The sequence below is a fragment of the Afipia sp. OHSU_II-C1 genome, from assembly GCF_000497575.1.
In the GTDB taxonomy this organism is placed as follows: domain Bacteria; phylum Pseudomonadota; class Alphaproteobacteria; order Rhizobiales; family Xanthobacteraceae; genus Afipia.
The window spans coordinates 146,452-166,594 of sequence record NZ_APJI01000011.1 but is presented as its reverse complement, the minus strand read 5'-3'; the positions used below and the strand labels follow the sequence as shown (position 1 = coordinate 166,594).

26 protein-coding genes and 1 tRNA gene are annotated in these 20,143 nt (G+C 62.0%); 16 read left to right on the top strand and 11 right to left on the bottom strand.

Going from position 1 to position 20,143, the window contains the following annotated elements; translation table 11 throughout:
* Positions 1-56 precede the first annotated feature (56 nt).
* Positions 57-674 carry a 2-hydroxychromene-2-carboxylate isomerase gene (locus tag I554_RS0112705; RefSeq protein WP_024574914.1) on the top strand — a complete coding sequence of 206 codons (618 nt, stop codon included), beginning with the start codon at positions 57-59 and terminating at the stop codon, positions 672-674.
* 221 nt (positions 675-895) lie between these two features.
* Positions 896-1,870 carry an NADPH:quinone oxidoreductase family protein gene (locus I554_RS0112700; protein WP_024574915.1) on the top strand — a complete coding sequence of 325 codons (975 nt, stop codon included), beginning with the start codon at positions 896-898 and terminating at the stop codon, positions 1,868-1,870.
* A 5-nt stretch (positions 1,871-1,875) separates the two neighbouring features.
* Here I554_RS0112700 and I554_RS0112695 read toward each other — a convergent pair whose 3' ends face one another.
* On the bottom strand, positions 1,876-2,772 hold the full coding sequence (locus tag I554_RS0112695) for a crotonase/enoyl-CoA hydratase family protein (protein ID WP_024574916.1): 897 nt from the start codon (positions 2,770-2,772) through the stop codon (positions 1,876-1,878).
* 163 nt (positions 2,773-2,935) lie between these two features.
* Between I554_RS0112695 and I554_RS0112690 the strand changes: the two genes are divergently transcribed.
* Positions 2,936-3,433, top strand: coding sequence for a cyclic nucleotide-binding domain-containing protein (locus tag I554_RS0112690; RefSeq protein ID WP_029659375.1), 498 nt, complete (start codon positions 2,936-2,938; stop codon positions 3,431-3,433).
* On the opposite strand, the gene I554_RS0112685 is transcribed toward I554_RS0112690, so the two are convergent.
* Positions 3,360-4,199 carry a metallophosphoesterase gene (locus I554_RS0112685; RefSeq protein WP_024574918.1) on the bottom strand — a complete coding sequence of 280 codons (840 nt, stop codon included), beginning with the start codon at positions 4,197-4,199 and terminating at the stop codon, positions 3,360-3,362. The genes I554_RS0112690 and I554_RS0112685 overlap by 74 nt on opposite strands.
* 337 nt (positions 4,200-4,536) lie before the next feature.
* On the opposite strand from I554_RS0112685, the gene I554_RS0112680 reads away from it, so the two are divergent.
* The 5 genes from I554_RS0112680 (at position 4,537) to I554_RS25560 (ending at position 6,460) form a co-directional block, all read left to right on the top strand.
* Positions 4,537-4,623, top strand: a tRNA-Leu gene (locus I554_RS0112680).
* A complete protein-coding gene (locus I554_RS26365) occupies positions 4,583-5,131 on the top strand; it encodes a hypothetical protein (protein WP_081710772.1) in 549 nt (182 codons plus the stop codon). The genes I554_RS0112680 and I554_RS26365 overlap by 41 nt, the downstream gene beginning before the upstream one ends.
* Positions 5,128-5,694: a hypothetical protein gene (locus I554_RS0112670; protein ID WP_244432745.1), complete on the top strand. Its 567-nt coding sequence runs from the start codon at positions 5,128-5,130 to the stop codon at positions 5,692-5,694. The genes I554_RS26365 and I554_RS0112670 overlap by 4 nt, the downstream gene beginning before the upstream one ends.
* Positions 5,695-5,747: 53 nt before the next feature.
* Entirely contained in the window at positions 5,748-5,957 is a 210-nt protein-coding gene (locus I554_RS0112665) for a hypothetical protein (protein WP_081710771.1), read from the top strand.
* Entirely contained in the window at positions 5,954-6,460 is a 507-nt protein-coding gene (locus tag I554_RS25560) for a hypothetical protein (protein ID WP_024574922.1), read from the top strand. Before I554_RS0112665 ends, I554_RS25560 begins: the two co-directional genes overlap by 4 nt.
* Positions 6,461-6,476: 16 nt before the next feature.
* Here the strand turns inward: I554_RS25560 and I554_RS0112655 are convergent, their stop codons facing one another.
* Together I554_RS0112655 and I554_RS0112650 are read right to left on the bottom strand one after the other, a co-directional pair.
* Complete coding sequence (locus tag I554_RS0112655; protein ID WP_024574923.1) at positions 6,477-7,670, bottom strand: FAD-dependent oxidoreductase; 1,194 nt, start codon at positions 7,668-7,670, stop codon at positions 6,477-6,479.
* 6 nt (positions 7,671-7,676) lie between these two features.
* On the bottom strand, positions 7,677-7,922 hold the full coding sequence (locus tag I554_RS0112650; protein WP_024574924.1) for a zinc-finger domain-containing protein: 246 nt from the start codon (positions 7,920-7,922) through the stop codon (positions 7,677-7,679).
* Positions 7,923-8,232: 310 nt separating this feature from the next.
* Between I554_RS0112650 and I554_RS0112645 the strand changes: the two genes are divergently transcribed.
* From I554_RS0112645 to I554_RS0112630, 4 genes are all read left to right on the top strand, one after another.
* Positions 8,233-9,357: a hypothetical protein gene (locus I554_RS0112645; RefSeq protein WP_024574925.1), complete on the top strand. Its 1,125-nt coding sequence runs from the start codon at positions 8,233-8,235 to the stop codon at positions 9,355-9,357.
* Between the two features lie 180 nt (positions 9,358-9,537).
* Positions 9,538-10,293 carry an alpha/beta hydrolase gene (locus tag I554_RS0112640; protein WP_024574926.1) on the top strand — a complete coding sequence of 252 codons (756 nt, stop codon included), beginning with the start codon at positions 9,538-9,540 and terminating at the stop codon, positions 10,291-10,293.
* 148 nt (positions 10,294-10,441) lie between these two features.
* A complete protein-coding gene (cysE, locus tag I554_RS0112635; RefSeq protein WP_006021248.1) occupies positions 10,442-11,266 on the top strand; it encodes a serine O-acetyltransferase in 825 nt (274 codons plus the stop codon).
* A gap of 132 nt (positions 11,267-11,398) precedes the next feature.
* Positions 11,399-11,617 (top strand): DUF3126 family protein, encoded by a 219-nt coding sequence (locus tag I554_RS0112630; protein WP_024574927.1) that lies wholly within the window; start codon positions 11,399-11,401, stop codon positions 11,615-11,617.
* 130 nt (positions 11,618-11,747) lie between these two features.
* On the opposite strand, the gene I554_RS0112625 is transcribed toward I554_RS0112630, so the two are convergent.
* Entirely contained in the window at positions 11,748-12,461 is a 714-nt protein-coding gene (locus I554_RS0112625) for a hypothetical protein (protein WP_024574928.1), read from the bottom strand.
* Positions 12,462-12,744: 283 nt separating this feature from the next.
* On the opposite strand from I554_RS0112625, the gene I554_RS0112620 reads away from it, so the two are divergent.
* Together I554_RS0112620 and I554_RS0112615 are read left to right on the top strand one after the other, a co-directional pair.
* The gene (locus I554_RS0112620; RefSeq protein WP_006021245.1) at positions 12,745-13,074 is read left to right on the top strand and encodes a hypothetical protein; all 330 of its coding nucleotides are present in this window, start codon (positions 12,745-12,747) and stop codon (positions 13,072-13,074) included.
* A 103-nt stretch (positions 13,075-13,177) separates the two neighbouring features.
* A complete protein-coding gene (locus I554_RS0112615) occupies positions 13,178-13,708 on the top strand; it encodes a gamma carbonic anhydrase family protein (RefSeq protein ID WP_024574929.1) in 531 nt (176 codons plus the stop codon).
* Here the strand turns inward: I554_RS0112615 and I554_RS0112610 are convergent.
* From I554_RS0112610 to I554_RS0112590, 5 genes are all read right to left on the bottom strand, one after another.
* Positions 13,680-13,904 (bottom strand): hypothetical protein, encoded by a 225-nt coding sequence (locus I554_RS0112610; RefSeq protein ID WP_024578174.1) that lies wholly within the window; start codon positions 13,902-13,904, stop codon positions 13,680-13,682. The genes I554_RS0112615 and I554_RS0112610 overlap by 29 nt on opposite strands.
* Positions 13,905-14,329: 425 nt before the next feature.
* Entirely contained in the window at positions 14,330-14,554 is a 225-nt protein-coding gene (locus I554_RS0112605; RefSeq protein ID WP_024574930.1) for a hypothetical protein, read from the bottom strand.
* Positions 14,555-14,782: 228 nt separating this feature from the next.
* Positions 14,783-15,403: a transglutaminase-like cysteine peptidase gene (locus I554_RS0112600; RefSeq protein WP_024574931.1), complete on the bottom strand. Its 621-nt coding sequence runs from the start codon at positions 15,401-15,403 to the stop codon at positions 14,783-14,785.
* A 331-nt stretch (positions 15,404-15,734) separates the two neighbouring features.
* A complete protein-coding gene (locus I554_RS0112595; protein ID WP_024574932.1) occupies positions 15,735-16,349 on the bottom strand; it encodes a PilZ domain-containing protein in 615 nt (204 codons plus the stop codon).
* An 89-nt stretch (positions 16,350-16,438) separates the two neighbouring features.
* Positions 16,439-17,005 (bottom strand): PAS domain-containing protein, encoded by a 567-nt coding sequence (locus I554_RS0112590; protein WP_024574933.1) that lies wholly within the window; start codon positions 17,003-17,005, stop codon positions 16,439-16,441.
* A 519-nt stretch (positions 17,006-17,524) separates the two neighbouring features.
* Between I554_RS0112590 and I554_RS0112585 the strand changes: the two genes are divergently transcribed.
* Both I554_RS0112585 and I554_RS0112580 read left to right on the top strand, forming a co-directional pair.
* Positions 17,525-18,244: a rhomboid family intramembrane serine protease gene (locus I554_RS0112585; protein ID WP_024574934.1), complete on the top strand. Its 720-nt coding sequence runs from the start codon at positions 17,525-17,527 to the stop codon at positions 18,242-18,244.
* A gap of 204 nt (positions 18,245-18,448) precedes the next feature.
* Positions 18,449-18,877, top strand: a complete 429-nt coding sequence (locus I554_RS0112580; protein WP_024574935.1) for a CBS domain-containing protein — start codon at positions 18,449-18,451, stop codon at positions 18,875-18,877.
* 112 nt (positions 18,878-18,989) lie between these two features.
* Here I554_RS0112580 and I554_RS0112575 read toward each other — a convergent pair whose 3' ends face one another.
* Entirely contained in the window at positions 18,990-20,024 is a 1,035-nt protein-coding gene (locus I554_RS0112575; protein ID WP_024574936.1) for a patatin-like phospholipase family protein, read from the bottom strand.
* Positions 20,025-20,143: the final 119 nt, after the last annotated feature.

The following is a 20,143-nucleotide window of genomic DNA, read 5'->3' as shown; positions in this document are numbered from 1 at the left end:
GGAGCGATAACGAGAATCGTGCGACGTCAGGCGCACAACAATAAGGAAACGCCATCATGATCGAGTTCTTCTTCGACTGCTCCAGCCCGTGGACCTATCTCGCGTTCACCAACATCCAGCCGATGGCGAAGGAGCTTGGCGCGCCGATCACATGGCGGCCGATTCTGGTCGGCGGCATCTTCAACACCGTCAACAAGGCGATGTATGAGACGCGCGCCAATCCGGTGCCGGCCAAGCAGGCTTACACCGCGAAGGACATGCAGGACTGGGCCCGGCTCGCCGGAATCAAGATCACCATGCCGCCGACAATATTTCCGGTGAATGCGGTCAAGTCGATGCGCGGATGCATCTGGGTGCAACAGCAGCACCCGGACAAGCTGGTGCCGTTCGCAACTTCGGTGTTCGAATCGTACTGGGGCGACGATCAGGACATCTCGAAGGAGGAGGTGCTGACGAAAATCTGCGAACGTGTCGGAATCGATCCGCAAAAATTCTTCGCAGGCATCGGCGAGCAGTCCGTCAAGGATCAGCTCAAGGCCAACACCGATGAAGCGATCGCGCGCGGCGCATTCGGTTCGCCGACGATCTATCTCGACAAGACCGACATGTATTTCGGCAACGACCGCCTGCCGCTGATCCACGCCAAGCTGCTCGAGATGAAGGCGACGGCGTAACTGCTGTTGTCCTGGCGGATGGTACGGATCAGGACGCGGGCGTGATGCGCTCCCTCTCCCCGTCGGGGAGAGGGGTGGGGTGAGGGGGGCTGGATGCCTGAAATGAAATTCGAACCCCTCACCCGGATTGCTGCGCAATCCGACCTCTCCCCCGCGGGGAGGGGTGAAGCACATCGCATGGTTATTGCAGATAAATGGTTATTGCAGATAAGGATCATTGAATGCCGCGCGCCGTTGTCTGCCGCGAACTGGGGCCGCCTGAATCGCTGAAGCTCGAAGATATTCCGCGCGCCGATCTCTCGCCGGGGCAGGTGCGTGTGGCCATTCATGCAGCCGGGTTGAATTTCCCCGACATCCTGATGGCGGCGGGAGACTACCAGCTCAAGCCGCCGCTGCCGTTCTCGCCCGGCATGGAAGCGGCGGGCGAGGTGATCGAGGTGGCGGGCGCCGAAGGCGTCCACGTGGGCGACAAGGTGATCGTGAAAGCGCGGTTCGGCTGTTACGCCGACGAGATCGTTGTGACACCCGATCAACTTGTGCCGCTGCCGACGGCATTCGACTACGCGCAGGGCGCGGCGTTCCTTGCCGCCCATGGCACCGCGTATCATGCGCTGAAAGATCGCGCGCAGATCCAGCCGGGTGAGGTGCTGCTCGTGCATGGCGCGGGCGGCGGCGTCGGGCTGGCTGCGGTCGAACTCGGCAAGGTGTTCGGCGCAATGGTCATTGCGTGCGCGTCAAGCGAGGAGAAGCTCGCGGTCGCGCAGCAGCGCGGCGCGGATCATGGCGTGCTTTATGGCCGCGAGCCGTTCAAGGATGCGGTGAAACGCATCACCGAAGGACGCGGCGTGGACGTGGTGTTCGATCCGGTGGGCGGTGCGATTTTCGAAGACAGCCTGCGCTGCATTGCGTGGGGCGCGCGGCTGCTGGTGATCGGCTTCACCGGCGGCGTCGGCGTCGCGAAAACCAATCTGGTGCTGATCAAGGGTGCGAGCGTGCTCGGCGTGCGCGCGGGCGAGGCGGTGCGCAAGAACCCCGCGCTGAATGTCGCGCGAATGGCAGATCTCACGCGTCTTGCGAACGAGCTCCGCATCAGTCCCAACATTTCGCATCGCCTGCCGCTGGAAGATTACGCGGCGGCGATGCGCTTGCTGATAGACCGCCGCGCGATAGGGCGCGTGGTGCTGACGATGCGGTAGGCTACTTACTTATACTCCCGCTCGGTCCACCACGGGAAATACGACGGCATGTCCTTCGACACCGTCTGCGCGAATTTCGCGGGCCGCTTTTCCAGGAACGACATCACGCCTTCGCGCACGTCCGCGGACTGGCCGCGCGAATAGATGCCGCGGCTGTCGACCTTGTGCGCTTCCATCGGATCGTCCGCGCCCAGCATGCGCCACATCTGCTGGCGGATCAGCGCGATTGACACCGGAGCGGTGTTCTCCACGATCTCGCGCGCGATGGCGCGTGCCGTGGTGATGAGTTCGTCGGCGGGCACGACCTTGCTGACGAGGCGGCCGGCGAGGGCTTCGTCGGCAGGAAACACGCGGCCGGAATAACACCATTCCAGCGCCTGGGAGATGCCGACGATGCGCGGCAGGAACCAGCTCGAGGCCGCTTCCGGCACGATGCCGCGCCGGGCGAACACGAAGCCGAACCGCGCATCGACCGAGGCGATGCGAATGTCCATCGGAAGCTGCATGGTGACACCGATGCCGACCGCCGCGCCGTTGATCGCGCCGATCACCGGCTTCAGGCACTTGAAGATGCGCAGCGTCACACGCCCGCCGCCGTCGCGCACCGCATCGTCGCTCCATTCCACTTCGCCGTTCGGGCGCAGCGGCGCAGTCTTGCGATCGGACCGTGCGGCCCGGTCGAATGTCGCGCCGCCTTCCGACAGATCAGCGCCCGCGCAGAACGCGCGTCCCGCGCCGGTCACGATGATGGCGCGGACGTTGTCGTTGGCGTCGGCGGCATCGAAGGCCGCGATCAGTTCGTCCATCATGACATGCGTAAACGCATTCATCTTGTCCGGACGGTTCAGCGTGATGGTCAGGATATGGTCCTGAACCTCGTATTTGATCTGCTGATAAGCCATCGACGCTTTCTCTCCCGCTGGTTTCTTTTTGTTAATGCCGTTTGAAGGGCCATCCTAGCGCGTCTCCTCAACTGCTGGCAATTTGCGCAGACGGAACGGCACTATGCGATGGACGTTTTAAACAGCGGGGCTTAGCTTTGCTCCGATCGGGATGGAGACCGGAATGCGCGCGGTTCTTGAACATTGCGTCGGAGGGCAGGAAACGTCGCTTCCTGCCGATGCGCTGCTGATCCGGGAAGGAGAGACCACCGGGCGGCTCTATGTTCTGCTGAGCGGCCGGCTCGATGTTCTGAAGGGCGAAACGGTGGTCGCTACCGTCACCCAGCCAGGCGCCATCCTCGGCGAAATGTCGGTGCTGCTGGGCCAGCCGCATACCGCGACGGTGCGCGCCACGGTGGCCTCGACGGTTTATCAGTTCGATGACGCCGCCGCGTTCCTGCGTGCACAACCTGCGGTCGCGCTTCTCGTCGCGCAGCTTCTCGCGCACCGTCTCAATGCGGCGACGACATATCTCGCCGACATCAAGCGCCAGTATGCCGATCACGGGAATCACCTGGCGATGGTCGGCGATGTGCTCGAAAGCCTCGTCAACCTGTCTCCGGGCGCGTCGTCGCCGGGCTCGGATCGCCAGCCTGAGCGGCTGCCGGACTCCCGGCTGTAAGCCAATCCGGAAATGCATTGAGATTCTCCGCAGGCCGCCGCAGCGGCTTGCCGAGATCGATCGATTGTTCGCCTGCCGCCGAAAACCAGTAGGCCCTGTCGTGATCCAGATCGAGCACGATATGCGCGGGCGTCGGCCCGAACTGTTGCCCCATGTTGAAGACCCAGGTGCCGCCGATCTGGTCGAACCATGAGCCGTCCTTGACGAACGGTGACTGGTGCACATGGCCCGACAGAACAATGTCGGGCTTGTAGCTTTCGATCCATTGCACCAGCTCCGCGTCGCCGAACGTGCGCGCGCCGCCCCAACTCGTCGGCGAGTTCGCGGCCGGCGCGTGATGAATCCAGATCCAGCGTCCGCGATGCGCCGCGGCGGCTTCCTCAAGCTGCATGCCGATCTGCTCCTTGACGCGGGGGCCGTCCCACCACGGGCAGATCGTGAAGAAGGTATCGCCGATGGTCAGGCTCTCGCCGTCATGGGCGATCCCGAGGCCGCCGAGATCGCCGATCCAGCGCGAGATTCGCTCGCCCGCTTCGTCGCGCTCGTCGAGATCGTGATTCCCCGAGCACAGGATCACGCGTGTCTTGCTGGCGAGCCGTTCGAGATATTTCCGCACCACGACGATCTGAGCGCGGAAATCGACAATCGATCCGATGTCGAGCGCGTCGCCTGCGATGATCACCACATCGAACCGCGGTGCGATGCCGAGCACCCAGTCGAACTGCGGCAGGGCGTAATGCAGGTCGGCGACCACGAGGCAGCGCATGACGAATCACACCCTTGATTCCAGTTCGCGACAGGCTCTTGAGGGCGCTGTTCGCGACGATCCGTCCGGCCAGCACTTGTACCGTCAAACGCGAGCGGTGCAAATCGGGGACGCACAACCCGGCCGGATTTATCGCCGCATGACATGCGATTGAGGCCTGCTATGCCTATGTTTTTTGCATTCACACGCGCCGGAGCGGCGTTGCGGCGAGCGTTTCGGAGCGCTCGATAACCGATTCCGGGTGCCCGGATTCCGGTGATATTGTCCCCGGCGCGCGCGTTTTACGTCACAAACCGGGCTTTCAGCCGCACCCCGCGCGATGTTACAACCCGCGCGCGCGGACGTGGCGGAATTGGTAGACGCAAGGGACTTAAAATCCCTCGATGGCAACGTCGTGCGGGTTCGATTCCCGCCGTCCGCACCAAGATGAGCGAATACTCGATCGGTCTTTTACTTGGGATGAAATCGTGAGTGGGGAGCTTCCCAATTTCCACCCTGATTATTGCGAGAAGGTCGCCAGGATCGCCGCCGTAGCAAACGTGTTCTTGTTAGTTGTTCAGGTGTTCATTTTGGTGGCAGTGTCGCCTACTCAATGTCTCGGATGGCAAATCCCCAACAAGCTAGGTTCATCCTCGTTGTGGGGGATTGTCGCCATCGCCGCGTTTGGAGTTTTGATCAGCGTTTATAGGGCTCTGACTTGGAAGAAATTCGTTCAAAAGAGTATCTACGGCGAGGGGGAGGAAGAGCCCAGCCGCTTTCCACCTATTGGGCCATGGGAAGCAATTAATAGACTCGTCGGCTTCGACGAAAGCCTTCGCAAGCAAGTCATCACGGACCAATTATTTTTAGCTGTTAATATTGGCTGGACACTGTTTTGTGGCTTTCCATTGTTTCTGATGCTTGGGGTCTGCGTAGGCTGGCCTAAGCCGTGACAGACGAAGTCATAAGCACGGAAGAACGGAAGCGATGGTTCATCGGTTTGTTCGCCGTTCGGGAGCGTTGTGATATTTGTCGGTGGCATTGCAGCCGGCATGCGTCGCTCCTCGTGATGCTCCGCAGGGTGAAGGAACAAGGTCGGGATACGAACGTGTTTTTCAGAACTGCCGTACGCGCATTGCTTGCCTCTGTAGTATTTGCCCCGACTCTTTTTATCCCAATGATCGCCCGCGGTCAGGGAAGTGAATGGCCGGCGGCGCTGGTCTGTCAGGCGAGCGTGCAATCCTATTTCAACCTGCCGCAACCGCCGCGCCAGATCGATGAAAGTTTCGGCTGGCTGATTTTCAGAAGTTCGCTGGGCGGCGTCTATGACTGCAAGGTGTGGGGCAGCTCCGTTTCGCTGAAATGGAAAAGTCACAACGGCACCATGAGCAACAGCAGGACTGAGGTCGATGCGAATGGTCCGGTGCTGACGGTTCGGCCCGGAGGAACGGGACAGTGGCGATTTCGCCGCATTGCTGACGGATATGGTTTGTTAAACGAGGGCAGGCACCGTTAAATGTGCCCGGGGGAATCTATCTGACCTCCTGACCGCCGATCGAAGGACTGACAATGGTGGACAAGCAAGCCCTGCGCGAAGAGACCGAACGGCTGGTGCGCGAGGCGATGGAACGCAAGGCCCTTGTGGTCAAGCAGGGCAACACGCGCTTCGAGGCCACCTGCGGCAAGTGCGGCAAGGCCAACCGCGTTCTGGCCGCGAAAGGCACCAAGCGCGCGGCGTTCGTCTGCAAGGAATGCGGCCACAAGCAGGAAACGCTTTGATTGCGTTGCCGCCGTTTACCGCTCACCACAAATTCAACACGAAGACCCGCAACACGACGCATATGAAAAACGAGTGGATGGTTGAAGGCCTGAACCGCGATTCTGTGCTGCGTCCCGCAGCGGGCGGATGGCGTCCTGTTCTGCGCATCGCGGGTCTTGCCGCGCTAGCAGTCAGCCTCGGTGCCTGCGCCAGCGGCGGGGCCGGCTCGCCTTTCGGGTCGAGTGTTTTCGTCGATCCCGCCAAGTACGAGCTCTACAACTGCGAGCAGCTCGTCTCCACCCGCAGGGATGTGAACAACCGCGTGGTCGAGCTGGAAGGGCTGATGGCGAAAGCGGAGTCCGGGGCAGGCGGAGCGCTGGTCTCGGGTCTGGCGTATCAGACCGACTATCGTGCCCAACGCGCGCAACGCGACGACCTCGATGCGAGAATCGCGCGCGACAATTGCACCACCGAGATTCCCAGGCCCGCAGCTCCGGCGGCGCCGCCCAAGCGCAAGCGCTGATCCAGCCAGCGGCGCATCACGGCATCCGCCAGTCGTAGATCCAGTCCTGCCGCGACAGCAGCCGCGATCCGCCCAGCACCCTGATGACCTGATCGCGCGCGAAGCCGACCGGCCCGCCGAGATGATAGGTCTGGCCGTTCTTGCGCGCCGTGCGCTGCGTCCGGGTCACGCGCGGCGCGCGCAGGCGGGCATATTCGGCGAATGCCGCCGTCGGATTGGCGGGTGAGCTTTCAAGACATTTCGCAATCACCGCAGCGTCCTCGATGGCCATGCCAGCGCCCTGCGCGGCGAATGGCAGCATGGCGTGGGAGGCATCGCCGAGCAGTGCGATCGGCCCCTTGTTCCAGACGCCGCCGTCGCGCACGGCGAACAGCGCCCATTTGCGCCAGCCGTCGACCGCGCCGATCATCATGCGCGCGGCGATCGGCCATCGCGGCGCCGAGAACTGGTTGGCGATCTCGACCACATCGCCGGGCTCGCTCCAGCCCGGCCTGTTCCATTTGCCCGAGATGATCGCCACCACGTTGATGCGCTTGCCGCCCGACATCGGATAGGCGACCAGATGCGCGTTCGTGCCCATCCAGAGCTGCACGCGCTGCGTATTGAATCCGCGCGGCAGTTGCGTGGCGTCCACCGTGCCGCGCCATGCGATGCTGCCCGTGAACTGCGGCTGCGCTTCGGGGAAGATCTGATGCCGCACGCTGGACCAGACGCCGTCGGCGCCGATCAGCGCCAGCGCCTGTTCCTGCTGCCGCGCCGTGATCCGCCGCTGAACCACGGTGACGCCCTTCGGATAGACGGCGACGTCCTCGAACTGTGCGCCGAGCCGCAGGTCGATGTCGGGATGGCCGGTGACGCGGGCCAGAAGCGCCGATTGCAGATCGGCCCGGCGGATGATCCAGTAGGGTGCGCCATAGCGCAGCGCTGCGGCCTCGCCGAGGGGGACCCGCCCGATTTCCTTGCCGGTGCGGGCGGTCATGATGCTGATCGAGTCGGGTACGATCACATGCGGCGCAAGAAGCGGCTCAAGGCCGAGATCGATCAGGATGCGGCTGGCGTTGGGGGACAGTTGCAGCCCGGCGCCGGCCTCTTCAAGTTTCGCGGCGCGCTCAAGAACGATGACGCGAAAACCGCGCTGCGCGAGTGCCAGCGCGGTTGTCAGTCCGCCAATACCCGCACCAGCGACAACGATGGTGCGTGAGTCAGCCACAGGTTTTTAGGCGACTTTGTCTTTCACGACGCATTCGGGAGGACGCGCCTGTCCGGCCTTCAGATCGGCGGCATAGCGGTACAGCGTCGAGCAGTAGGGGCAGATGATCTCGTTGTCATCGCCGAGATCGAGAAAGACATGCGGATGATCGAACGGGGGATTGGCGCCCACGCACATGAACTCCCGAGAGCCGATTTCGATGATGGCCACGCCCGCATCGTTATGAAAGTGAGGGACGACGTGATCCGCCATAACAATTCTACCCCAATCCTGGTCTTGTGCGTCTTTACCCATACCCCAGCACGCGCAGCGACGACGCAGCCGCTGCTTTGCAGCATACCGAGCGATACAGCTTATTCCTAGATTGCGGCATCGGATTCGTCCAATTCGCCGCATGACTTAGCGTGTGAATTCGACACAATCTTGCCGCCTTGGGAAAGCCCTTCTTTCGTTGGGGAGGTTGTGTCCGAAAAACGGCACACCATGTCATCGGCCAGTCATGGGTCTGCCGGACCCATAGGCATGGCAAGGGGTTATCAGTTCGCGATGAAGGCCACCTGAGATGAAAGCCACCTGGCGCATCGGTTTGACCCTCGCGGGTGCGGCTGCTTCGGCGGCGACATTTGCCGCGCTGTGGCCCCATGCGCGCGAGGCCTCGGCCTTGCTGCTGGCCCAGGACAACCCGGCGCGGCTGGCCGATATCCAGGTCAATTCCGCCTTGCGGACGCATGCCGATGCCCTCGGGCAGGGCGCAGCCCAGGCGCTCGATGACAACGACGCGGATCTGGCGAAAAGTTTTACCGATCTGGCACAGGACAGGGGTGTCCCGCTGCCGCCCGGACTGGCCGCGCGTGTCGATGCCGCGGTCGCCGATGAGAACTCCACCACGAGCGTGGCGAGACGCTTTGCCACAGGTCTGGTGATCGGCGAAGCGGATGATGTCGCGAGCCTCGCAGGCACCGTCGCGGGCGATCTGTTCGTGTTCGGCGACATCCGCGACGTGGTGCGCGAGGGCAAGCGGCTTGCGATGGGCGAGAACGCAGATCAGTTGGTGCTCGGGCTTGCGAGTGTCGGCCTTGTGGTGACGGCGGCGACTTACGTTTCGGTCGGCGGTGCGACGCCGGTTCGCGCCGGGCTGTCGATGGTGAAGGATGCGCGCAAGGTCGGCCGGCTCGGCGCGGGCCTCACCGAATGGGCGGGCCGCTCTGCGCGCGGCGTTGTCGATGCGCCGATGCTGCAGCAGGCGGTCGCAAGCGCATCCATCGCGCGCCCTGGCCAGACCATCAGCGCAGTGAAGGCGGCGTTCAAGGCGGAGAAGGCGGGCGCGCTGGTTCGTCTCGCCAAGGATGTCGGACGCGTCAGCGAAAAGGCGGGCACCAAAGGCGCGCTCGATGTGCTGCGCATTGCCGACGGCCCGAAGGACGTCGCGCGCGCCGCAAGGCTCGCGGAATCCAAAGGCAGCCAGACCCGCGCCATCGTGAAGATTCTCGGGCGCGGCGCGCTGCTGCTGACCGCTGGCGCATTCAATCTGGCGTGGTGGGTGTTCGCCGCATTGCTGGCACTGTTCGGGTTTATCACCTCGATCAAGGCAACGACCGAGCGGCTCACGCTGTCATGGATTCAACGTTCCAAACTCAAACGTGCGCGGCGCGCACTTGCCGCGGTCCAGGCGCGGCTCGCAACATGAAATGCGCTGCACCCTCATTGCGAACGAAGCGAAGCAATCCAGAGCAAAAGGTTGGATTGCTTCGTCGCTGTCGCTCATCGCAATGACGACGGGGCGCGCGCTAGTCTTGCGCGTCACATCGGGGTAAAGTGGACCTCCGCCATCCACAAATCGTCTTCAATCAAAGTTATGGACTGTCCGATGCCGAGTTTTCACAACGGCTCCGTCGAAATTGCGTATCTCGATGAAGGCGAGGGAGATCCGATCGTTCTCGTTCACGGGTTTGCATCCAGCAAAAACATGAACTGGATTTATCCGGGGTGGGTTTCGACCCTGACCAAGGCGGGACGGCGGGTCATTGCGCTCGACCATCGCGGCCATGGCGAGTCGACGAAACTTTACGATCCCGAGGATTATCACATCGGCACCATGGCCGGTGATGTGAGCGGGTTGATGGATCATCTGAACATCGAACGAGCGGACATGATGGGCTACTCGATGGGCGGGCGCATCACTGCTTACCTCGCCGAGCGCAGCCCGGAGCGTCTGGGCAAGGCGATCCTTGGCGGCATCGGCATGGGCCTGATCGAGGATATCGGCCGGCCCGGCGAGAATGTTGCAGAGGCCCTGGAAGCGGCCTCGCTCGATGACGTCACCGATCCCGTCGGCCGGACGTTTCGTACGTTTGCAGATCAGACCCGCTCGGATCGCAGGGCGCTCGCGGCCTGTATGCGCGGCTCCCGGCGGCTGATGACGCGCGAGGAAGCAGCCGCGATTACCGTTCCCACACTCATCGCGGTGGGCACGACCGACGACATCGCAGGCTCCGCATCCCGGCTTGCGGACGTCATTCCCGGGTCGCAAGTGCTTGATATTCCAAACCGCGATCACATGCGCGCGGTCGGTGATCGCGTTTACAAGGACGGCGTTCTGGAGTTCCTTGCAATGCGGCCATGACATACACCTGAGAAGCAGGGTTGTAGATAATTATTCTACGAACGCGGGAGATAATTATTCCAACGTCAACCTTGGCAACTGTTGCGGCCTTTCAACTTCCCATTATGTGGTAATATCTCCTCAGCGCTCATCAGCCGGATACTGCACCATGGCCAAGCCTCAACTTGATACAAAGTCGGCCCTCTCGACCGTCGATCCCGTCTGGACCCGCATCCGGGCCGAGGCTGAAGAGATTGTGCAGCGCGAGCCGGAACTCGCGACCTTCATCTATTCAACCGTGCTGCATCACGACCGGCTCGAGGATGCGGTGGTGCATCGTATCGCCGAGCGTCTCGATCATTCGGCGCTGTCCGGCGACCTGATCCGTCAGGCCTACAATGATGCGCTCGAGGCCGAGCCCGATCTCGGCAACGCATTCCGTGCGGATCTCGTTGCGGTGTTCGATCGCGATCCGGCGACATCGCGCTTCATCGATCCGCTGCTCTACTTCAAGGGCTTCCATGCCCTTCAGGCGCATCGTCTCGCGCACTGGCTCTACAACAACAGCCGCAAGGATTTCGCCTACTACATCCAGAGCCGCGCGTCGGCGGAATTCCAGACCGATATCAATCCCGCCGCGAAGATCGGCCGCGGAATCTTCCTTGATCACGCCACCGGTCTGGTGGTCGGCGAGACCGCAGTGATCGAGGACAACGTGTCGATCCTGCACGGTGTCACCCTCGGCGGCACCGGCAAGGAGAACGAGGATCGTCATCCGAAAATCCGCCACGGCGTGATGATCGGTGCGGGCGCGAAGATTCTCGGCAACATCGAGATCGGACATTGCGCGCGCATCGCGGCAGGTTCGGTGGTGGTGAAGCCGGTTCCGAACAACGTCACCGTTGCTGGCGTGCCGGCGAAGATCGTCGGCGAGGCCGGATGCGCCGAGCCGTCGCGCACCATGAACCAGATGCTCAACGCCTTCGGCAACTGACGAAATCCCTGCGCTGATCGTGCAATCCGTTCGCAGGACGGCGGCGCATTTTTAGAAAATGCACGCTGGCGGTCTGCGCCGGATCGTTTTAAAGCTATCGCCAACAATCACTGTTCAGTTGGAGAAGCGCCCGTGGACGTTACGGAAGTCAGAAAGCTCGACGCCTATCTCAAGCGTCTGTTCGGCAATCCCAAAATCCGCGTTGTGCCGCGCCCGAAGAAGGACGACTCGGCCGAGGTCTATATCGGCGAGGAGTTCATCGGCGTGCTGTTCGTCGATGACGAGGACGATGACCGGTCCTACCAGTTCCAGATGGCGATCCTCGAAACCGACATCGAGGAAGAGGTCTGATTCAGTCGCATCGTGAATTGGCTTGAATTAAAGATCATCATGCCCGGCCTTGTGCCGGGCATCCACGTCTTTGGAACAAGCAAGACGTGGATGGCCGGGACGAGCCCGGCCCTGACGGCGTCAAATTTGCTCAGCCGTGCGGCCTGCGCATTCTGATGATGATCTGATCCATCGCGCCCGCGACGTCGCGCCATTTCGACAGCCAGTCGCGCGGAAACCTGAACGTCAAATCCGCCCCCTCGATACGACGCTCGGCAAGGCACATGCCGGGCGTTTTCGCATCGCGCGTGCAGCGCGCGATAATCTGCGGCGTTGAAGCGTAAACCAGATCCTCGTTCGCGTAGGGCGTGTTGTCGCGGAACGGCCGGATGCTCAGGCCGTCCTGAATGCTTCCGGCATTCTGATCGAGATAGCGCGGATAGATCGTCCGCGTCCGATCGTCCGGCGACAGCGCATCGTGATGTGCCGCGATCGACAGGAAGATGCGGTCGATCTCGGGCAGATTGTCCTCGACCGTTTCCGCGCTCACAGGCTGCCGCGCCTCGGGCGCTTCAAGCGACGGATAGGCGAAGTTGAGATCGACGCGTTCCTGCGGGCCGGTCCGCTTCTGCACCTTCACGCGGATCGCCTGGGTCGGCACGTTGAACAGCGTGTTGCCGATGCTGATCGGCAGGCGCGACGGATCGCTGGCCTTCTCGATACCCCAGGTCGGCCACAGCAGATAGGCCACGATGCCGACGGCGCAGGCGCCGATCGCGCCCATGACCAGAAACGGCACAAAGTGTCCGCGCTGGGCGCGCCGCGCGGGAGCCGGTCGGGGCGTTGCCGAAGAATACAGAGCCATAAGCAGAAGACAGACGTTCCAGGAGGTGGCGCGCCATGCGAGCGCCGAATCGCGGCGATTATGCCATGCGCCGGGCGATTTCCTCCCGGGTTCCGTGCGGGCCGACCCTGTCCGAGCCATGCGTCCGGGGCCGAACGCCGCTGCGGTGTTAACCTTTTTTTAAGGATAAAGTGGCGGGCACGGCGGCATTTTGCGAAGCCTAGGGACGAGCCAGCCGGCACTGCGGATCGCATGACACCGGTGTGTGCATCGAATTGTTCTCGTGCGTTGTGAGTCCCGACGGATGTCGCCTGAAGCCCTCAATTCCTTCTTCGCCATTTTCATTGGATTTGCGCTTGCGGGGGCGCTGACCAGCGGCTTTCAGGCTTTCATGGAAAAACCTCCCGGTTTCGGATTGCTGATGCAGGAGGCGAGCGCGAAGGCCTTCGCCGCTGTGCCGTTTCTGGTGTTCGCAGCTCCCTTCATTATCATGCGCAATACCGTGCGCGGCCGCACGATCGAAGGTCGCCGCGTTCAGTTCGTCGCGATGGCCACCGTCATCGCCGGATTCTGGAGCATGATGTCCGGCACATTCGTGCTGATGCTGCTGGAAACCGCCGGCATCATCGCCTGATTTCCAGCCCTTCCCACACTCGCCAGACCCCGTTCGTTCGTGGCATGGTCGCTCCGGATTTTCCGCGCTCGATCTGAAGCGCGTTACTGGAGACGACAAGAGAATGGCGATCTACGAACTCGACGGGCGCGCGCCCGAACTTCCTGCCGACGGACAATACTTCATCGCTGAGACCGCGACGGTGATCGGCAACGTGCGCCTGAAGACCAATGCCAGCGTCTGGTTCGGTTCGGTGCTGCGCGGTGACAACGAGCTGATCGAGATCGGCGAGGGCTCCAACGTGCAGGACAACTGCACCTTCCACACCGATCCCGGATTTCCGCTGACCATCGGCAAGAACTGCACCGTCGGTCACAACGTGATCCTGCACGGCTGCACCATCGAAGACGGCGCGCTGATCGGCATGGGCGCGATCATCATGAACGGCGCGCGCATCGGCAAGGGCTGCATCGTGGGCGCGGGGTCTGTGATCACCGAAGGCAAGACATTCGAGGATCGTGCGCTCGTGATCGGCGCACCGGCACGTGCGATCAAGACGCTGACGCCGGAGCAGGTCACCGCCATGACCTACGGCGCCGCGCACTACGTGCACAACGGCAAGCGCTTCAAGGCAGGCCTGAAGAAGATCGGGTGAGCTGGCGCTGGGCTTTTGCCTTTACGGACGTTTCGTTTTCAGACGGGTGAGCACCGGAAGTGTCCTCGCGCATCAGACCTTTCGCGTCGGCGATCGCCTTGGCCGCCTCACGCCGGCTCGCGCATTTGAGGACGCTTTGCTCCCCCGACTGAACGATAAAATCTCGTCCGTCCTTGATGATCGCGTATCGCACCATGTGGCCGATCCCCGTGTTCACCGTCGCTTGTAGAGAAAAAAGCGCGCGCCGTCGGCAAACATGTGGCGTTATACCCGGCGCCGTGGCCGATGGTTTCCGGGTGATTAAGCCAATCGAACAGCGAGCCTATTCTTGCAATGTTCGGAGCGGTCCACGCCGCCCGGCTCGTTCTGGAACTCCACCCCAGAGGATTGGACTAAAAGCTGAGCAAGACTCGCTGCCTTTCGCGCGCGGAGCGATTATATTGAAGTTGTTGTCAACAACCGAAAGGAGGTGGTCCAGTGTCTATAACCAAGCGCTGTCACCTCGCTGAGGCCGCCCGCTAAGCCATCATGGCTTCGGACAGGGCGGTCTTTCCGCCTGGTTCAGCGAGATTAGGGAAGGGCGCGTCGGGAAAACCCGGCGCGCCCTTCTTGCTATGCGCCTTAGCCCACAAGCAAAAAGATCGCGCCGACCGCGAGCATCGCGAGACCGGGCCATGTCTCCTTCAGGCGGAATCCGGCAGCGGGCTCGGATGGCTCCAGGGTGGGTTCTGGCGTCGCCGCGGGCGTTCGTCTGACAGAACTGAGCCGCGCCCGAAACATCGGCTGCGCCGCCAGGAATATCAGGCCGCCGAACATCAACAGTGCGCCAAACAGAAGGGTCAGCATCCTCGCCTCCGAGGCTTGCCACGGGGAGTCAAACCCGCGCCGGCGACTTGGTTCCTGTGTGGCGCCGCCGCAGGTGGTCTGGAAAAAGTTGCGGCCAGCTCTTGGGGGAGAGCTGGCCGCGCACGGTCCGGTCTGGGACGGGGAGGGGTGGGGATACGACCGGAGCGTGTGTTCCTATGACTTCAAGTATTCAATTTTGAGCATGACGTTTCGGTCATGCTCGAATTCTCAGCGTGAACTTGCGGTAGCAACGGCGGGACGCGAGTCTCCGAGCGACACCCAGGCCAGCGCATCGGTCTGCGACTGACGCTTGACGAAGCGGTAGCCAGTCTCGGTCCACGACACGACGTCCTCGTTCTGGTTGTCGAGGATGAACTCGCCCTTGTCGGACTTCACGGTCAGCACCGCGTGACCTTCGCCCTTCTTGTCGCGCACCACCGTGATCAGCAGCGCTTCGCGCGGCCATCCGGCGTCGATCAGCATCTTGCGCTTGAGCAGGACATAGTCCTCGCAGTCGCCATATCCGTCGGTGGGATACGACCACTTCTCGATGACGCCCCAGTGATCCATGTCGGTCATCGGCTTGATGGTCTCGTTGACCCAGCGATTGACCCGCAGCAGATCCTTCCACGCAGCCTGCGTCATCACGATGTCGCGGGCCTGCGTCGCGCCGCCCCGGCAATCACCGGGATTCTCGGCGCAGAATTCGACCCAGCCGATCGGCGCACGCGTGGTGTCGCCAAGGCTCGCATAAAGCACTCGTTCGCCTGCGGCATGCGCCGCAACTGTCATCCCCAACAGGCTGGCGGCAATCGCCAGACCGACTCCCCGTCCACGAATTGAAAGCATTGTGGCCCCCGTTTTTCTTGTTGGGACCACTTTTCACACAAAGGATTTTCGCCGCGGCTAAGTCGTCAAAGTACAATTGAGACGAATACAAGTAAAAGCTGCGATTAATTCGATCTATACTTGAATAAAATGAGCATAAAATTTGAAATACCTGCGTTTGATTCAAATTTTATCTATTAACACCTAACCCAATGATGTGATTGCGGTTTTCAGGCGAGCGCGAATGCGCCCGGATCGGCCAGCCAGGCGTCCAAAACGCTTCAGGGCGACACCCGGATAAGGGTATCGCCCTGAAAAGCCTCAAAATCAGAGATTTGGTAACCGCAGCGCTTTACTGCGCGCTTACGTTGTCTTCGACAGTCTCCGGAAGCTGCGCGTGAACGAACTCGATCGCGAAGCCTTCTTCGAGGTGGCGGACGACGCGGGCCTGCACACGGCCGAGGGTCACGGGTTCGCCGACCAGCGGCTTGATTTCGGCGGCCAGCGCCGCGCCGGACAGCGAAAGGTCCATGATCCGGCAGGCCATGGCGCGGCCGTCGTCGAACCTGAGGATCGACATCGGATTGCGCGGCACGATGCGGTCGTGGCGGCGGTCTTCCGGCAGGTTGAGAATCTGGCGGTTGGCGAGCCAGGTGAGCTGGGCGGCGAGCTTGTCCCGCTTGCGGGGTGTCGCGCCGACCGTCATCGCGAAGCCGTTGTCGAGGAGGCGGGTGATTTTGCCTTCAACGCGGCCGATGTGGTCGAGATAGGCCACCACGCGCTCACCGACATTGCCGATGCCGGGCGCCAGCATGGCAAGGCCGCCGGGAGACATATTGATCACCTGACACGGAAATTCGCGCCGGTCCGACAGCATGTAGCGGCCGAGCAGGTGAACCTTCACGCGCTGAAAGCGTCGCCGCTCCTGAGCGGACGGACGGATCGATTGTCTTTGCACCAACGCCATCATCACACCGGTCGACCGGTTTTTCGGTATGATGAACCTTACGGTCCGTAGGGTTAATGATGTGTTAGTCCTAATGAACTGCGCTTCTCTCAGCGCATGCCTTCGTACACGGTGAGGCCGCGGATCAGTGACCACTTCCGGAGCGCACGCGGTCCGCGCCGGTCCTGCTTCAAATGACGCCATGAGGTGAGGCTGAAATCTTTCAGGCTGCCATAGGCCTGCAACTCCCCGACGGGACTGAGCGGCGCAAGCAATCCGGTCATGCTGATCGGCGCGTGGGAGCGGGCGCTGAACGGCAACAGCAGCAGTTCGAGATGAATCCGCGTTCCGTCCGGGGCCAGTGAGGTGGCGCCGGCGACGGTGGCCTGGGTTTCGTGGGCCACAATTCCGAGAATGTCCTGCATCTCTCCGCGATCGGCCTCGCGGAACAGGCTGAGGAGGCTTCGCCCCTTCAGATCGGCGCCGAACAGGGCGCACATCCGGGTTCCAGCCACCCGGAACGGGTAGCCAGCCGAGGCATCGCAGGACAGCACGAAGATGTCGCCGAGCAGATGCCGGACCTGGCCGGGTTCCAGATCGCCCCGCTCGGGAGCGGCCGCGCCGGCGCGCTTCCTGTCCCAATAGGCGTAGAATTCCCGGCTTGCTGGATGCTTCATGACCCGATTCCGCCCCGCGGACGACGATGGCGGGACAGATTTGTCCCGCTTTCAGGCGCCGCGAGGCCCCTTTCTGTTGTGCGGGACTTGAGGTGCAGCGTCCATGCCGGAGCGGGGATTTGGCTTTCTCCCAGCCGGATTTGCGTTGTTAAGATTAATTTAACTATGAGCTTCGTGGAAACGCGGAGGGCGGTTAGTGTCCAGTCACTCCAAGTTGCCGGTCTTCTCCAGGGATCGGCGGTTGTGAACTCAAGGTTGAATACAGGCGGCGGAAAACGATCCGGTCATTGTACGGGGAGGGGTGGGGATACCCGGAGCGTGAACAGCGCTCTTACTCGGACAGTCCGTGCAAAAGACCGGCGAGACCAGGGAGGGCCTTAAAGCCCTCCCTTTTCTTTTGCCTGCCGCTTGCACCCCACCGCGAAAGCCGCCTATCTCAGAAGGTAGCCCCTTCGGATGTTGTGTGCCTTGGATTCTCCTCAATCCCCCCGCGAACCGATCCTGACCATTCCGTTCGGGATAACGGCCATTCTTGTTGTCATGGCTGGCATCCACGGCGTGCGCGCGTTGTTGCCGCTCGCCACGGATCAGGAGGTGATCTGGACGTTCGGCTTCGTGCCCGCGCGCTACGACGCATCGGTGCTGGCCGGGCAATTTCCCGGCGGTTTCGGCGCTGAAGTCTGGACATTCCTGACCTACGCTTTCCTGCATGCGGATCTCACCCACATCGCCTTCAACATGCTGTGGATGCTCCCGTTCGGCAGCGCGGTCGCGCGCCGGTTCGGCACTGTGCGGTTCTTTGCATTCTTCGCCGTGACCGCGATTGCAGGCGCGTTTGCGCATCTGGTGACGCATCAGCACGAAGTTGCGCCGATGATCGGCGCATCCGCCGCGGTATCGGGCATGATGGCTGCCGCCATCCGCTTCGCCTTCCAGCATGGAAGCTTCCTGTCGTTCCGGCGCGGCGATGCCGAAGCCGCGGCGCGCGTCCCCGCGCTCTCGCTGGTGCGGTCGCTGCAGAACTCGAGCGTGCTGGGATTCCTCGCCGTCTGGTTCGGCCTCAACATCATCACCGGCCTCGGCGCGATCGCCATCGGCGCATCGGCGCAGAGCATCGCGTGGCAGGCGCATATCGGCGGCTTCATCGCCGGTCTGGTGTTGTTTTCATTGTTCGATCCGGTGCCGCGCGCGATTGTGCAGGACAACAATGCTGGCGTTTTGCCGCCTGCGTCAGACTGACCCGTGCCTGTTGCTTCTGGCTGACCTGCGCAATACCTGCAGTCTTGCGAGCAGGTGGTATTTGCTCCATCATCGCCACGGATGACGCTGGAGGCGCGAGAAACCAATCAGACGATACGTTGTTTGACTCGACAGCAGAATTGAAAGCCGCGCCGCGCACGACTTCAACGCGCAACCCCGCGGCCGGAGTTTCGGGAGGCTACAATGACGGTTCGGGCAATTCTGGGTACCAAAGGCCACCAGGTGATCAGCGTGTCGCCGGAAACCAAGCTTTCGGCGGCGATCAAGATTCTCTCCGAGCGCCGCATCGGCGCCGTGCTGGTGATGAGCGGCCAGAAAATCGACGGCATCCTCTCAGAGCGCGATGTGGTGCGCGTGCTTGGCGAGCGCGGCGCAGGGGCTCTCGAAGAGCCGGTTCGCAGCGTGATGACACCGAAAGTCATCACCTGCCGGGAAACCGACACCGTCGGCGCGATCATGGAAGTGATGACGTCCGGAAAATTCAGGCATCTGCCTGTCGTTGAGAACGACAGGATCGTCGGCCTGATTTCGATCGGCGACGTGGTGAAGTGGCGTGTCGCGGAATTCGAGCGCGAGCAGGAAGCGCTGCACGACTACATCAAGACGGCGTAGGTCATACGCGTTATCAGTCTGGCTGATGGAAGCACTTCGTCATTGCGAGGAGCGAAGCGAAGCAATCCAGCTTTCCTGAAGAATGGATTGCTTCGCTTCGCTTGCAATGACGTCAGGGCTGCGTCGGCTGCGCTGTGCCCGGCGTCTGGTTTGTTGTCGGCGAGAGCAGATTGATCGCTTCCTGAATCGATTCAATGTTGCGTTCGGCGGCGCGGGTGCCGTGAGCGATCACTTCTTCGGCGCGATGAAAGTCGAACCATCCGATCTTGCCGACGCGCGGCGAGATCAGAACATCCGGCGGGTCGCCCGCGAGGCGCGAGCGCGTGATGCGGTCCTGCATGATGTTGAAGGCTTCGACCATGACGGTCGAAATTCCGGGGCGCCCGGCGCTTCCGAAGAATTCGCGCTTCACCGCCTTTTCGGCCGAGAAGAATTTTCCGAAGCCGCGTTTTTCAACGACCGGCTCCGGCGGCTGTTCCGGTTCTGCGATGCGTCGCGGGGAGGAGATAAGGGTACCGTGTCCGAACACGTCGGTCGAGACGTTGCACGCGATGACGATTTCCGCGCCGAGCGCGCGGGCTGCCGAAACCGGCACCGGATTGACCAGCGCGCCATCCACCAGCCAGCGATCATCGACGAGCACGGGCTCGAAAATGCCGGGCAGGGCGTAAGATGCGCGCACGGCCTCGACCAGCTTTCCGTTGGTGATCCAGATTTCGTGTCCCGTGTTCACCTCGGTGGAGACGGCGGCGAACTTCAGTGGCAGTTCGTCGATGTAGATCCCGCCGAACGATGCCTCGAGCTGTGCGGCGAGCTTGCTGCCGCCGATGATTCCTGAGCCGTTGAGGCGGATGTCGAGATAGCTGAAGATATTGCGCGGCTGCAGGCCCCGGGCCCATGTCTCGAGCGTGTCGAGGTGTCCGGCCGCATACGAGCCGCCGACCACGGCTCCGATGGATGTCCCGACAATCACGTCGGGGACGATGCCGTGGGCGAGGAGCGTCCGCAGGATACCGATATGTGCGAAACCACGCGCCGCGCCGCCGCCGAGCGCAAGCCCGATCTTGGGCTTCTTTGTCTGTGCGGCCCCCAGCTCCATCTTGTTCCTTGCGCCGTTGTGACGAAATCCAATCAAACTCTCGAGCAACGCACGTCTCCTGAGGCCTGATGACAGCGAATCGGCCGCTCTGGACCGGTTTTGCTCATCAGAACGCGAAATGGGTGTGATTGTGCCGTGGACACGCGTCTCGCGTAATCAGGAAATGT

Bases quoted from the DNA above. Each gene is read 5' to 3' on its own strand.
- I554_RS0112610 (WP_024578174.1), bottom strand. From the start codon at position 13,904: ATGGTGCGATACGCGATCATCAAGGACGGACGAGATTTTATCGTTCAG.
- I554_RS0112595 (WP_024574932.1), bottom strand. From the start codon at position 16,349: ATGGCGTTGGTGCAAAGACAATCGATCCGTCCGTCCGCTCAGGAGCGG.
- I554_RS0112705 (WP_024574914.1), top strand. From the start codon at position 57: ATGATCGAGTTCTTCTTCGACTGCTCCAGCCCGTGGACCTATCTCGCG.
- I554_RS0112690 (WP_029659375.1), top strand. From the start codon at position 2,936: ATGCGCGCGGTTCTTGAACATTGCGTCGGAGGGCAGGAAACGTCGCTT.
- I554_RS0112625 (WP_024574928.1), bottom strand. From the start codon at position 12,461: ATGGCTCTGTATTCTTCGGCAACGCCCCGACCGGCTCCCGCGCGGCGC.
- I554_RS0112700 (WP_024574915.1), top strand. From the start codon at position 896: ATGCCGCGCGCCGTTGTCTGCCGCGAACTGGGGCCGCCTGAATCGCTG.
- I554_RS0112685 (WP_024574918.1), bottom strand. From the start codon at position 4,199: ATGCGCTGCCTCGTGGTCGCCGACCTGCATTACGCCCTGCCGCAGTTC.
- I554_RS0112645 (WP_024574925.1), top strand. From the start codon at position 8,233: ATGAAAGCCACCTGGCGCATCGGTTTGACCCTCGCGGGTGCGGCTGCT.
- I554_RS0112605 (WP_024574930.1), bottom strand. From the start codon at position 14,554: ATGCTGACCCTTCTGTTTGGCGCACTGTTGATGTTCGGCGGCCTGATA.
- I554_RS0112695 (WP_024574916.1), bottom strand. From the start codon at position 2,772: ATGGCTTATCAGCAGATCAAATACGAGGTTCAGGACCATATCCTGACC.
- I554_RS0112615 (WP_024574929.1), top strand. From the start codon at position 13,178: ATGGCGATCTACGAACTCGACGGGCGCGCGCCCGAACTTCCTGCCGAC.
- I554_RS0112620 (WP_006021245.1), top strand. From the start codon at position 12,745: ATGTCGCCTGAAGCCCTCAATTCCTTCTTCGCCATTTTCATTGGATTT.
- I554_RS0112590 (WP_024574933.1), bottom strand. From the start codon at position 17,005: ATGAAGCATCCAGCAAGCCGGGAATTCTACGCCTATTGGGACAGGAAG.
- I554_RS0112650 (WP_024574924.1), bottom strand. From the start codon at position 7,922: ATGGCGGATCACGTCGTCCCTCACTTTCATAACGATGCGGGCGTGGCC.
- I554_RS0112665 (WP_081710771.1), top strand. From the start codon at position 5,748: ATGGTGGACAAGCAAGCCCTGCGCGAAGAGACCGAACGGCTGGTGCGC.
- I554_RS0112640 (WP_024574926.1), top strand. From the start codon at position 9,538: ATGCCGAGTTTTCACAACGGCTCCGTCGAAATTGCGTATCTCGATGAA.
- I554_RS26365 (WP_081710772.1), top strand. From the start codon at position 4,583: ATGGCAACGTCGTGCGGGTTCGATTCCCGCCGTCCGCACCAAGATGAG.
- I554_RS0112600 (WP_024574931.1), bottom strand. From the start codon at position 15,403: ATGCTTTCAATTCGTGGACGGGGAGTCGGTCTGGCGATTGCCGCCAGC.
- cysE (WP_006021248.1), top strand. From the start codon at position 10,442: ATGGCCAAGCCTCAACTTGATACAAAGTCGGCCCTCTCGACCGTCGAT.
- I554_RS0112580 (WP_024574935.1), top strand. From the start codon at position 18,449: ATGACGGTTCGGGCAATTCTGGGTACCAAAGGCCACCAGGTGATCAGC.